Consider the following 12,354-nt stretch of genomic DNA (forward strand, 5'->3'; position numbering starts at 1 on the left):
TCGGTACGGATGGTGCCGGGCGGCCAGGATGTTCCGCCTCCGTTCCACGGTAGCCACGGTCGCGGCTTCAGCCGCGGATACCCACGAAACTTTGAGGTTCCTTCCGGCAGGAGGCAGGCCGGGGGTCGACACCGAGTACGAACTTTCGGTGTGCCGCCGGCGAACGGGACTGGCTAAACTTGAGCTTTACACGATCGGATACACCATGAGTCTCTGGCGCACCAAGAGCATCGAATCGTCGATAGCTGATTCCCTGGAAAAGGGGCACAGCCTCAAACGCACCCTCGGAACCTGGGACCTGATGGTCATGGGCGTGGCGGTCGCCGTGGGCGCCGGCATCTTCTCGGTGGGTGCCAAGGCCGCCGGCAGCTACGCCGGCCCATCCGTGACGCTCGCCTTTGTGCTTGCCGCCGTCACCTGCGCCCTCGCGATCATGTGTTACGCCGAGTTCGCCTCCGCGGTTCCCGTCGCCGGCTCCGCCTACACCTTCACCTACGCCACGCTGGGCGAGCTGCTGGCCTGGATCATCGGCTGGGACCTGATCCTGGAAATGCTCACCGCTGCGGCCGTGATCGCCAAGTACTGGGGCATTTACCTCAGCGACGTCTTCGAACTCTGGGACTGGGACATCCCGGACACCATCAACGTGCTCGGCCTCAACGTGAGCTGGGGCGCCTTCGTGATCGTCGCCATCTTCACCACCTTGTTGGTGCTGGGCACCCAGCTCTCCGCCCGGGTCGCCAGCGTGTTCACCATCGTCAAGGTGGCGATCGTGCTCTTCGTGATCGTCGTGGGCGCGTTCTTCATCAACCCGGCCAACTACTCGCCCTTCATCCCCGAGTCCGTGCCCACCACGGATGGTGTGGGCAGCGACGTCTGGACCCAGTCGCTGTTCTCCTTCATGACCGGTGCCGCACCCGCCCAGTACGGAATCTTCGGCCTGCTCGCCGGTGCCTCGCTGGTGTTCTTCGCCTTCATCGGCTTCGACGTGGTGGCCACCAGCGCCGAAGAGGTCAAGAACCCGCAGAAGACCCTGCCGCGCGGCATCTTCGCCGGCCTGGCCATCGTGACGGTGCTCTACGTGGGTGTCAGCCTGGTGCTCACCGGCATGGTGCCGTACACCGTGCTCGCCGACGACCCCGACGCCTCGCTGGCCACGGCGTTCGTCGCCGTTGGCGCCGGATGGGCCGCCCAGGTCATCTCCATCGGCATCCTCGCCGGCCTCACCACGGTGATCATGGTGCTGCTGCTCGGCCTCTCCCGGGTGCTGTTCGCCATGAGCCGGGACGGCCTGCTGCCCCGCTGGCTCAGCGTCACCTCGGAGAAGCGCCGCACGCCGGTGCGCATCCAGATCATCACCGGTGCAACGGTCGCGCTGATCGCCGGCCTCACCGACGTGGGCGTGCTCGAAGAAATGATCAACATCGGCACGCTGTCGGCGTTCGTGCTCGTGAGCATCGCCGTGGTCGTGCTGCGCAAGAAGCGCCCCGACCTCAAGCGTGCGTTCAAGGTGCCGCTCTCGCCGTTCCTGCCGATCCTCTCGGCCGTGCTCTGCTTCTGGCTGATGCTGAACCTCACCACCCTCACCTGGGCGCGGTTCGCGATCTGGTTGGCGCTCGGCTTCATCGTGTACTTCGCCTACGGTCGCCGGCACTCCCTGGTGGGCATCAACGCCAAGCTCATCGTGGACGCCACCCGTCGCGAGGAGATCGAACGCGAGGAACGCGCCCTCCGCAGCGAGTAGCCCCGAAGCGCCGCGCAACCCCACAACTGGTCCCGTACGCAATGGACAAATGCACCCGGCACACCGGGTGCATTTGTCCGTTCGGGGACCAGTTGCCGGCTAGAGGCGGTAGAGCCGGGCCTCCCAGGGGCGGAGGGCCGCGGCACCGTCGCCGGGGTAGTTGCCCAGCAACAGCTCGGCGCCGGAGATGTCGTCGGGCAACCAGGCACCCTGAACCGTCAGCGGCTCATCCGAGACATTGGCCAGCACCAGCAGCGTCTGGGAGTTCAGGCTGCGGGTGAACGCGTACAGCTGCTCGTGATCGGGTTCGATCAGCGCGAACGCGCCGAGGGCCACCACCTCGTCGCTGTGCCGCAGCGCGATCAAGCGCTGGTAGAAGGCGAACACACTCCGCGCGGATGCCCGGTCGGCCGCCGCGTTGATGACGGGATAGTTCGGGTTCACCGCCAGCCAGGGGGTGCCGGTGCTGAAGCCGGCGTTGGTCGAACCGTCCCACTGCATGGGCGTGCGGGCGTTGTCCCTGCCCATGGCGTGCACGCCGGCCAGCACGCTCGCCGGCGACCGGTCGAACTGCTCCACGGCCTCGCGGTAGTGGTTGAGCGACTCGATATCGCGGTAGTGCTCGATGCTGTCGAACGTCACGTTCGTCATACCGATCTCTTCGCCCTGGTAGATGTAGGGCGTGCCGCGGTGCAGGTGCAGCACCAGCGCCCAGAGCGTGGCCGACTCGTAGCGCCACGAGGCGTCGTTGCCGAACCTCGACACGAGCCGGGGTTGGTCGTGGTTGTTCAGGTACAGGCTGTTCCAGCCGGTGGCGGCCAGGCCATCCTGCCAGCGCGCGAGGCTGCGCTTGAGAAGTACCAAACTGCGCGGCAGCGGGTCGAACTTGTGGGTGCCCTGGTCGAGGGAGACGTGCTCGAACTGGAAGATCATGTCGACCTCGGCGCGCGCGGCATCCGTGAACAGCACGGCGTCGTCGATGCTGACGCCCGGCATCTCGCCCACGGTGAGGTGCTCGCCGGTGCGGCCGGCGAACACGGCCGCGTGCATCTCCTGCAGGTAATCGTGGATCTGCGCGCCCATCGGGGAGCCGCCATCGGTGGCCGCGGCCGGCCCGCTGACCAGCTCGACCTGCTTGGCGATGAAGTTGATCACATCCATCCGGAACCCGTCGACGCCGCGGTCCAGCCACCAGTTCATCATCGTGTAGACGGCGCCTCGCACCTCGGGGTTCTCCCAGTTGAGGTCGGGCTGCTGGGTGGCGAACAGGTGCAGGTAGTACTCACCCGTCGTCTCGTCCAGGGTCCAGGCGGGGCCGCTGAACGCGCTGCCCCAGCCGTTCGGCTCGGCGCCGGTCGCGCCGGGCTGCCGCCACCAGTACCAGTCCCGCTTGGGGTTGTCGATCGACGAGCGCGACTCGACGAACCACGGATGCTCGTCGCTGGTGTGGTTCACCACCAGGTCCATCACGATCTTGATGCCGCGCTCGTGGGCCTCGGCCAGCAGCAGGTCGAATTCGGCCAGGCTCCCGAACACCGGGTCGATGTCCTGGTAGTCGCGGATGTCGTAGCCGTTGTCGTGCTGCGGGGACGGGTACACCGGCGAGAGCCAGATCGCATCGACGCCGAGCTCGGCGAGATAGTCGAGCTTGCCGCGCACCCCGCCGAGGTCGCCGATGCCGTCGCCGTTCGAGTCCGCGAAGCTGCGCGGGTAGACCTGGTAGACCACGGCCGTGGTCCACCACGGCGCGGCCGCGGCCGGCGTGGGAGTGCCGTCCGGCTGGGCCGCGGCGGGATCGTTGGCGGTGCCGCTGTCGAGACTGGTCACGTGGGTCCTCCCTGGCCGGAAGCGGGCGCGGGCGGGCGCGGGCCATCCAGCAGCAGACGAATTGGTTTGGCTACAGAATAAAACGTCGCTCCAATCTAGCGTCCGGCGCCCGAGGGGCACCACTGCGGGGGTGCCACCGGGGCCGGCTGGCTGCCCGTGCGGCGGTGGGGGCGCCTACGTCAAAATGAGACTGAGCCCGCTTCGGGGGCCAAGAGAGGCGACCTCCATGTTCGGGATTCCTGCCGCTGGGAGTACTGAGACCCTGCCCGGCGCGGCACATGCACCTTCGCCGTGATCCCGTGGGCATCGGCGGGGGCTCCGCACTCGGGATCGACGACCGGGGCATCGCCGCCAGGGACAGGGCGGGCACGTGCCACACGATTCCGACGGGCCGGTCTGCGGCTCCGGCGGCCGTGGCCATCCAGCGCACTCTGGCCCGGCTCACGCCCGTACCCTGATCCATGCGGCACGGCCCCGCCGAACCCAAACCTGCGATCTGCGGCCAGCGAGCAGGAGCCGGGAATAGGATCGAACCATCCGCCGTTGACACCCACATACATGCAGACGCATTGAGTCTTGGAGGCTGGAAATGCAGTTCGGAATCTTCACTGTCGGGGACCTCACCACAGACCCCACCACGGGGAACACCCCCACCGAGCACGAGCGCATCAAGGCCATGCTCACCATCGCCCAGAAGGTCGAAGAGGTCGGCCTCGACGTCTTCGCCGCCGGCGAGCACCACAACCCGCCGTTCGTGCCGTCGAGCCCGACCACGATGCTCGGCTACATCGCGGCCAAGACCGAGCGGATCATCCTCTCCACCGCCACCACGCTGATCACCACGAGCGACCCGGTGAAGATCGCCGAGGACTTCGCGATGCTGCAGCACGTGGCCGACGGCCGGGTGGACCTCACCCTGGGCCGCGGCAACACCGGCCCGGTGTACCCGTGGTTCGGCCAGGACATCCGCCAGGGCATCCCCCTGGCCCTGGAGAACTACGCTCTGCTCCGCCGGCTCTGGCGTGAGGACTTCGTCGACTGGGAAGGTCAGTTCCGCACCCCGCTGCAGAGCTTCCAGTCCACCCCGCGCCCGCTCGACGGTGTGGCGCCGTTCGTCTGGCACGGCAGCATCCGCAGCCCCGAAATTGCCGAGCAGGCGGCGTATTACGGCGACGGCTTCTTCTCGAACCACATCTTCTGGCCCGCCTCGCACACCGCGAAAATGGTCAAGTACTACCGCAACCGTTTCGAGCACTACGGCCACGGCACCGCCGCGCAGGCGATCGTGGGCCTTGGCGGCCAAGTCTTCATGAGCAAGAACTCGCAGGACGCCAAGCGCGACTTCCGGCCCTACTTCGACAACGCACCGGTGTACGGCAACGGCCCGAGCATGGAGGACTTCACCTCGCAGACCCCGCTCACCGTGGGCAGCCCGCAGCAAGTCATCGACCGTACCCTGGGCTTCCGCGACTACGTGGGCGACTACCAGCGCCAGCTCTGGCTGATGGACCACGCCGGCCTCCCGCTGAAGACCGTGCTCGAGCAGCTCGACATCCTCGGCGAGGAGGTCGTACCGGTGCTGCGGAAGGAGTTCGCGAAGAACCGCCCGGCCGACGTGCCGGATGGTCCCACCCACGAATCCCTGGTTCGCGCGGCCGAGGCCGCCGCGGCGCCGCCTGCCGTGGCATCCGCGCACCGCGACGACCTCGACACCACCGCCGCGATCGCACCGCACCGCCGCGCCAGCGGAGCCGCATTCGGCCTGGCCAGCGCCGGCCAGGCCGGAGCGTAGCGATGACCGAGCGCACCCTGGCGGTCGTCTCAGCCGGGCTCAGCCAGCCCTCCTCCACCCGGCTGCTTGCCGACAAGCTCGCCACGGCCACCGTGGCGCGCCTGGCTGACGAGGGCGTCACCACGGCGGTCGTGACCTACGAACTGCGCGACTACGCGCAGGACATCGTGAACAACATGCTCACCGGGTTCGCCAACCCGCGGTTGGAAGAGATGATCGAGGCCGTCACCTCGGCCGACGGCCTGATCGCCGTCACCCCGATCTTCACCACCAGCTACAGCGGCCTCTTCAAAACCTTCTTCGACGTGATCGACAACCGCAGTCTCACCGACCAGCCGGTGCTGATCGGTGCGACCGCAGGAACGCCGCGGCACTCGCTGGCCCTGGACTACGCACTGCGGCCGATGTTCACCTATCTGCACGCCGTGGTGGTGCCCACCTCGGTGTTCGCCGCCTCGGAGGACTGGGGCACCGGAGACAGCGGCGGCCGGATCGACAGCCGCGTGGCCACCCTGCCGGCCCGCATCGAGCGCGCGGCGGGGGAGCTCGCGGCGCTGGTCGCCCGCTCCGACCGCTCCGCCCGGGTGCGAGACCCCTTCGAGCTCCCCGCCGGCTTCAACCCCGCCGGCACCTTCCCGTCCCGCTAAACCCCGCCCCCCCTCCCCGCGAACTGTGAGTTAAGCCCCAAAAAACGCGAGTTTTCGGTGCTGTGCTCACGGTTCGCGGGATGGGTCGGGGACTTTTGGCACTTCTGGGAGCTCGGCTGCGGGCGGCAGACTCGAGAGCGGTGCGCCGGAGAGAGTGCTTCCGCGAGAGACGGAGGCCGTGACAACCGCGCAGACAGGTCGTCGCATGGTCCCCGTTCTCGACGACACTGCGGTCGCGGATGCCCGCGCCGCCCACCCGGATGCTCGCGCCGCCCACCCGGATGGTCGCGCCGCCCACCCGGATGCTCGCGCCGGCCACCCGGATGCTCGCGCCGGCCACCCGGATGCCCGCGCCGCGTTCTTCGCCGCCGCCCCGGTGCGCCCCGACACTCCGGGCGCCGCCACCGTCGACCTGACCGTGCGGATCGGCACCCTCACCTTGCGCACCCCGGTGATGCCGGCCTCCGGCTGCTTCGGCCCGGAACTCGGCACGCTCATCCCGGTCGCCGAACTCGGCGCCACCGTCACCAAGACCGTGTTCGGCTCCGCCCGTGGCGGCAACCCCGTGCACCGGCTCACCGAGATCCCGGCCGGAATGGTCAACAGCGTCGGCATCCCCAGCCGCGGCCCGGCCGGCTACCTGGCCACGCTGCATCCGCGCTACGCGGCGCTGGACGTGCCGACCATCATCAGCGTCGGCGGGCACCGCACCCGCGAATACGCCCCGGTGGTCGAGGCGCTCGGCGAGCACGGCGCCGCCTTCGAGCTGAATGTGTCCTGCCCCAACCTCGACCGCGACGGCACCGATATCGGCTCGGACCCCGCCGCGATCCGCGCCGTGGTGGCCGCCGTGCGGCTGGTGACCGACAAGCCGATCATCGTGAAACTGCCGGTGCTGGTCGCCTCGATCGCCGCCTGCGCCCTCGCCGCCGAGGAGGCCGGCGCCGACGCCGTCTGCGTGGCCAACTCGATCCCGGCGATGCCGTTGGATGCGCTCACCCGCCGGCCGATTCTCGGCAACGTCATCGGCGGCCTGTCGGGGCCCTCGATCAAACCGATCGTGCTGCGGCTGGTCTGGCTCGCCTCGCGGGCGGTGCAGATTCCCGTGATCGCCTGCGGGGGAATCGGCTCTGTCGAGGACGCCCTCGACTACTTCTCGGTCGGGGCCACCGCCGTGCAAGTGGGCACCGCGAGCTTCGGCCGGCCGTTCGCCGCGGTCGAGATCGTGCGCGGGCTGCGGCAACGGTGCCTGGATGCCGGCACCGGCAGTATCCGCGAGCTGCTCGAGCTGGAGGCCGCACTGTGAACCCGAACCTGTCCCCGCAGGTCGGCTCACCGGGTCTACTTCGACAGGCTCAGCACGGCGTCGACAAGCTCGACCAGCGGAAGGCGGCCGCTGCGGCTCGCAGGGCCGCCGCCGCACGGCAACGCGCATTCGCCGAGGCGGATGCCGCGGCCCTGGCCGGACTCATCTCGGTGCGCCCGCCCTCGGCCGTGCCGCGGCCGCAACCGGTCTGGGACGACGCCGAGGTGCTCGTGCACGAGCCGGTGGGGGAGCGCTACCGACGCCTGGTCCTAGCCAGCGACACCATCGCGCACACCGCCCAGGCCGGCCAGTTCCTGATGATCACGGTGCCGCCGAACGGCGGCGACACGATCCTGCTGCCCCGGCCCATGGCCATCCACCGTCGCCGCCTGGCGACTCCCGCACGCCCGGCAACCAGCGACCGACCGGCCGGCCCGCACACCGCGGGCACGATCGAGCTGATCTACGGCGTGGTCGGCCGCGGTACCCGCGCCCTGGCTGCGGTTGCGGTCGGCAGCCGGCTGCAGGTCACCGGCCCGCTCGGCCGCGGCTTCGACCTCGCCCCCGGCACCCGATCAGCCCTGCTCATCGGCAGGGGCGTCGGCATTTGCGGCGTGATGGGCGCCGCGGAGGATGCCGCGGCCCTGGGCATCCGCACCACCATGGTGCTCAGCGGCCAACGCCGCGACCAGCTGCTCGGCCGCAGCGACTGCGCCGAACTGGGCACGCGCGTGATCGAAGCCACCGATGACAACGGCTCCAGCGACCTGGCCACCCTCAAAACCCGGCTGCTCGCCGACTTCGATGGCAGCACAGCCGAGCGAACCCCGCCCGAGGTGGTCATGGTCTGCGGCGCCGGTGTGCTCGCCCGGCTCGCCGCCGAGCTCGGCGCGTACTGGGGCGTTCCCGTGCAGGCCTCCCTGGAGGCGCACATGGCCTGCGGCCTGGGCTACTGCCACGGTTGCGCCGCTCCCGTGCAGACCGACCCGAGCGTGGAAGGCCCGCTGGTCTGCGCCGACGGACCGGTCTTCGACGCCCGCATCCCTGTCGATTAACCCCTGTTCTGCTACGCTTGTGCAGGTAGTTCTTCGGATCTACACGCTTTACCCGGAGCAGACCGGCAGGACGCTGGTCCTCGGTGGTGGTTTCCCAACGTGCTCAACGCTGCCTCGTTGGTGAATTTCTACTGGTGGCCAGCAACGTCGGCGCCCAACTCATGTTCGGCAGCCAAATTCTGCCTGTTCCTGCTCCGATGTCCCACTCGCGCGCCACACGGGCAAACGAGTCTAAACAAAGGAGAGAACCCCCATATGGAGGGTCCAGAAATCACGTTCGCCGAGACCGTTATCGACAACGGCAAGTACGGCAAGCGCACCATCCGTTTCGAAACCGGGCGTCTCGCCCAGCAGGCGCAGGGCTCAGCCGCCGCCTACATCGACGAAGAGACCATGCTTCTCTCCGCCACGAGCGCCAGCAAGCAGCCGAAGGACAACTTCGACTTCTTCCCGCTGACCATCGATGTCGAAGAGCGCATGTACGCCGCCGGCCGCATCCCGGGCAGCTTCTTCCGCCGCGAAGGTCGCCCGTCGACCGAGGCGATCCTCACCTGCCGTCTGATCGACCGGCCGCTCCGCCCGTCGTTCGTCGACGGCCTGCGCAACGAGATCCAGGTTGTCGTGACCGTTCTGGCCATCGCGCCCGACGAGTACTACGACGTCCTGGCCATCAACGCCGCGTCCATGTCGACCCAGATCGCCGGATTGCCGTTCTCCGGCCCGATCGGTGGCGTCCGCGTCGCCCTCATCCCCGACAACAACGGCTCCGGCCAGTGGGTCGCCTTCCCGAAGCACTCGCAGGTTGAAGAGGCCGTGTTCAGCATGGTCGTCGCCGGCCGCGTTGTGACGGATGCCGATGGCAGCGAAGACGTCGCGATCATGATGATCGAGGCCGAAGCGACCGACAACGCCTGGACCCTGATCCAGGGCGGCGCCATCAAGCCGAACGAAGAGGTCATCGCCGAGGGTATCGAGGCGTCCAAGCCGTTCATCAAGCAGCTCATCGTCGCTCAGCAGCAGGTTGCCTCCGCGGCATCCAAGCCCACCGGCAACTACCCGCTGTTCCCGCCGTACACCACCGAGGTCTACGACGCCGTCGCAGCCCTGGCGTACGACGGCCTCAAGGACGTCTACGTCATCGCCGACAAGATCGCGCGTCAGGATGCCGACGACGTGCTCAAGGCATCCGTCAAGACCGTCATCGCGGCCAAGGTCGAAGCCGGCGAACTGCCCACCACCGCCAACAACCAGGTCGGCGCGGCCTACAAGTCCGTCACCAAGCTCGTGGTGCGCTCGCGCGTGCTCAACGAGGGTGTTCGTATGGACGGACGCGGCCTGGCCGACATCCGCCCGCTCGACGCCGAGGTTGCGGTCATCCCGCGCGTGCACGGTTCCGCTATCTTCCAGCGCGGCGAGACCCAGATCCTGGGTGTCACCACGCTGAACATGCTCAAGCTCGAGCAGACCATCGACTCCCTGAGCCCGGTCACCAAGAAGCGTTACATGCACAACTACAACTTCCCGCCCTACTCCACCGGTGAAACCGGTCGGGTCGGCACGCCCAAGCGTCGCGAGATCGGCCACGGAGCGCTCGCTGAGCGTGCCCTGGTTCCCGTGCTGCCCACGCGTGAGGAATTCCCGTACGCCATCCGTCAGGTCTCCGAGGCGCTCAGTTCCAACGGTTCCACCTCGATGGGTTCCGTCTGCGCCTCCACCCTGTCGCTGCTGAACGCCGGAGTGCCGCTGCGTGCCCCGGTCGCCGGCATCGCGATGGGCCTGATCTCCGACACCGTCGACGGCAAGACCCGCTACGCGGCTCTGACCGACATCCTCGGTGCCGAAGACGCCCTCGGCGACATGGACTTCAAGGTTGCCGGCACGAGCGAATTCGTCACCGCGATCCAGCTCGACACCAAGCTCGACGGCATTCCCGCGTCGGTCCTGGCCGGCGCGCTGACGCAGGCGAAGGATGCTCGCACGACGATCCTCGCCGTGCTGAACGCCGCGATCGACAAGCCCGACGAGATGGCACCGACCGCGCCCCGCGTGATCAGCGTGCAGATCCCCGTCGACAAGATCGGCGAGCTCATCGGCCCGAAGGGCAAGATGATCAACTCGATCCAGGACGAGACCGGCGCCGACATCTCGATCGAGGAAGACGGCACCGTGTACATCGGCGCTGTCGATGGTCCCTCGGCCGAGGCCGCGCGCATCATGGTCAACTCCGTCGCGAACCCCACCAACCCCGAGGTTGGCGAGCAGTTCCTCGGAACTGTCGTGAAGATCGCCGCTTTCGGCGCCTTCGTCTCGCTCCTCCCGGGCAAGGACGGCCTGCTGCACATCTCTGAGGTGCGCAAGCTCGCCGGCGGCAAGCGCGTGGAGAACGTCGAAGACGTTCTCGGCGTGGGCCAGAAGGTCCTCGTTGAGATCACCAAGATTGACGACCGTGGCAAGCTTTCACTCGCCCCGGTCCTCGCCGATGAAGCCGACACGCACGGTCGTGACGCTGCATCCGAGGGACCCGAAGCTCCGGCCGAGGGTTAGTCACTAGTTCTGCCGGTCACCTCTCGCCAGGTGTGCCGGTCAGACGGAAGGCCCGTCCTGCTTCGGCAGGGCGGGCCTTTTCGCGCGCCCGGCGCGGGCTGATCGGAGCGCCGACGGGGTTCAGGAAGGTTTGGGCTGGACGCCGCGCTCGAGCAGCGGAACGACCCGGTACGGAATCAGCTCGCCCATTGCCAGGGACGTCTCGGTGCGTTCAACGCCCTCGCAGGCGAGGATGGTGCGGTCGATCCGGAACAGGTCTTCGGCGTCGGCGCAGGCCACCCGCACCAGCAGGTCGGCCGCACCGCTCATACCGTGCGCCTGCACGATCTCGGGGATGCGGCTGAGCTCGGCGATGATCTCCGCGGCGCGCTTCTGCACGATGTACACCTCGATGAACGCCGTGAGCGGATACCCGAGCGCGGCCGCGCTGACGCGGCGATCGAAGGCCAGGAATGCCTGCGACTCCTCCAGCCGGCTCATCCGGGCCTGCACCGTATTCCGGGAGAGCCCCAGGGTGTGGGCGAGCCCCACAAAGGTGCTGTCCGGGTCGGCGCACAACGCGCGAAGCAACTCGAGATCGACTTTGTCCAGGTGGTGCATACTGCCAAACCGTAGCATGCGCAATGACCCCTGAACAGGGCACAGTGCACACCGTTACCCAAATCGGCTGCGCCGACGGGAAATCCGCCGCCCCACCGGGTGGCAGAGCGATGCACCGCCCAGGGTTGACCGGCTCGGCGCCGCGCGGAAGAGTGGTCGGATGGATGCCCCCCGTCAGACCCTGACTCCCAGCCAAACCCGATCGGTGCTCTCCGGGGGCGATTTCCTGCACCTGGAGGGAACCCTGTATGCCACCTACCGCACCTCGGACTTCGCCGCCGCGGTGCGCCTGGTCGATGCCGTCGCCACCGACGCCGAGGCCCAGGGCCACCACCCCGACGTGAAGCTCTGCTACGGCACGGTGGAGTTCGAGCTGACCAGCCACGACGCCGGCGGCGTCACCGAGCGGGACCTGCGGCTCGCGCTGCGGATCCAGGAGCTGGCCGCCGAGCAGGACGCCCACCCGACCCGCCTGGTGCCCAGTCGCACCGACATCGCCATCGACTGCTCCGACGCCGCGGCCGTGCGCCCGTTCTGGCGGGTGGGACTGGGCTACCTGGAGTCGGGACCGGCGGACGACATCGAACTGCACGATCCCCGGGGCGTCGGCCCCAAGCTGTGGTTCCAGCACATGGAGATCCAGCGCACCGAGCGCAATCGCATCCACCTGGACGTGTACGTGCCGGTGGCCGACTGCGAGGAGCGGGTGGCGGACATCATCGAGGTCGGCGGAGTGCTGCTCACCGACGAGCATGCCCCGGACTGGTGGGTGCTGGCCGACCCCGAGGGCAACGAGCTCTGTGTGTGCAGCTGGGACGCCTGATCGACGCAGGGGCCGG

General features: G+C 68.4%; 10 protein-coding genes. 8 read left to right on the plus strand and 2 right to left on the minus strand.

Going from position 1 to position 12,354, the window contains the following annotated elements; translation table 11 throughout:
• Window positions 1-205: 205 nt before the first annotated feature.
• Window positions 206-1,744 carry an amino acid permease gene (locus BJQ95_RS05615; protein ID WP_130178337.1) on the plus strand — a complete coding sequence of 513 codons (1,539 nt, stop codon included), beginning with the start codon at window positions 206-208 and terminating at the stop codon, window positions 1,742-1,744.
• 99 nt (window positions 1,745-1,843) lie between these two features.
• Here the strand turns inward: BJQ95_RS05615 and BJQ95_RS05620 are convergent, their stop codons facing one another.
• Window positions 1,844-3,571: an alpha-glucosidase gene (locus BJQ95_RS05620; RefSeq protein ID WP_130178338.1), complete on the minus strand. Its 1,728-nt coding sequence runs from the start codon at window positions 3,569-3,571 to the stop codon at window positions 1,844-1,846.
• A gap of 278 nt (window positions 3,572-3,849) precedes the next feature.
• On the opposite strand from BJQ95_RS05620, the gene BJQ95_RS05625 reads away from it, so the two are divergent.
• The 6 genes from BJQ95_RS05625 (at window position 3,850) to BJQ95_RS05650 (ending at window position 10,915) form a co-directional block, all read left to right on the plus strand.
• Window positions 3,850-4,029, plus strand: coding sequence for a hypothetical protein (locus BJQ95_RS05625; RefSeq protein WP_130178339.1), 180 nt, complete (start codon window positions 3,850-3,852; stop codon window positions 4,027-4,029).
• Between the two features lie 131 nt (window positions 4,030-4,160).
• Entirely contained in the window at window positions 4,161-5,363 is a 1,203-nt protein-coding gene (locus tag BJQ95_RS05630; RefSeq protein WP_130178340.1) for an LLM class flavin-dependent oxidoreductase, read from the plus strand.
• 2 nt (window positions 5,364-5,365) lie between these two features.
• Window positions 5,366-6,010, plus strand: a complete 645-nt coding sequence (locus BJQ95_RS05635; protein WP_256041541.1) for an FMN reductase — start codon at window positions 5,366-5,368, stop codon at window positions 6,008-6,010.
• A gap of 178 nt (window positions 6,011-6,188) precedes the next feature.
• Window positions 6,189-7,316 carry a dihydroorotate dehydrogenase gene (locus BJQ95_RS05640; RefSeq protein ID WP_256041542.1) on the plus strand — a complete coding sequence of 376 codons (1,128 nt, stop codon included), beginning with the start codon at window positions 6,189-6,191 and terminating at the stop codon, window positions 7,314-7,316.
• A complete protein-coding gene (locus tag BJQ95_RS05645) occupies window positions 7,313-8,371 on the plus strand; it encodes a dihydroorotate oxidase electron transfer subunit (RefSeq protein ID WP_205750069.1) in 1,059 nt (352 codons plus the stop codon). Before BJQ95_RS05640 ends, BJQ95_RS05645 begins: the two co-directional genes overlap by 4 nt.
• 255 nt (window positions 8,372-8,626) lie before the next feature.
• Entirely contained in the window at window positions 8,627-10,915 is a 2,289-nt protein-coding gene (locus tag BJQ95_RS05650; protein WP_130176932.1) for a polyribonucleotide nucleotidyltransferase, read from the plus strand.
• 120 nt (window positions 10,916-11,035) lie between these two features.
• Here BJQ95_RS05650 and BJQ95_RS05655 read toward each other — a convergent pair whose 3' ends face one another.
• Window positions 11,036-11,515, minus strand: a complete 480-nt coding sequence (locus BJQ95_RS05655; protein WP_130176931.1) for an Lrp/AsnC family transcriptional regulator — start codon at window positions 11,513-11,515, stop codon at window positions 11,036-11,038.
• A 160-nt stretch (window positions 11,516-11,675) separates the two neighbouring features.
• Between BJQ95_RS05655 and BJQ95_RS05660 the strand changes: the two genes are divergently transcribed.
• The gene (locus BJQ95_RS05660) at window positions 11,676-12,338 is read left to right on the plus strand and encodes a VOC family protein (protein WP_130176930.1); all 663 of its coding nucleotides are present in this window, start codon (window positions 11,676-11,678) and stop codon (window positions 12,336-12,338) included.
• Window positions 12,339-12,354: the final 16 nt, after the last annotated feature.

The organism is Cryobacterium sp. SO1, from assembly GCF_004210215.2.
Lineage (GTDB): Bacteria > Actinomycetota > Actinomycetes > Actinomycetales > Microbacteriaceae > Cryobacterium.

Bases quoted from the DNA above. Each gene is read 5' to 3' on its own strand.
- BJQ95_RS05615 (WP_130178337.1), top strand. From the start codon at position 206: ATGAGTCTCTGGCGCACCAAGAGCATCGAATCGTCGATAGCTGATTCC.
- BJQ95_RS05625 (WP_130178339.1), top strand. From the start codon at position 3,850: ATGCACCTTCGCCGTGATCCCGTGGGCATCGGCGGGGGCTCCGCACTC.
- BJQ95_RS05630 (WP_130178340.1), top strand. From the start codon at position 4,161: ATGCAGTTCGGAATCTTCACTGTCGGGGACCTCACCACAGACCCCACC.
- BJQ95_RS05635 (WP_256041541.1), top strand. From the start codon at position 5,366: ATGACCGAGCGCACCCTGGCGGTCGTCTCAGCCGGGCTCAGCCAGCCC.
- BJQ95_RS05650 (WP_130176932.1), top strand. From the start codon at position 8,627: ATGGAGGGTCCAGAAATCACGTTCGCCGAGACCGTTATCGACAACGGC.
- BJQ95_RS05655 (WP_130176931.1), bottom strand. From the start codon at position 11,515: ATGCACCACCTGGACAAAGTCGATCTCGAGTTGCTTCGCGCGTTGTGC.
- BJQ95_RS05660 (WP_130176930.1), top strand. From the start codon at position 11,676: ATGGATGCCCCCCGTCAGACCCTGACTCCCAGCCAAACCCGATCGGTG.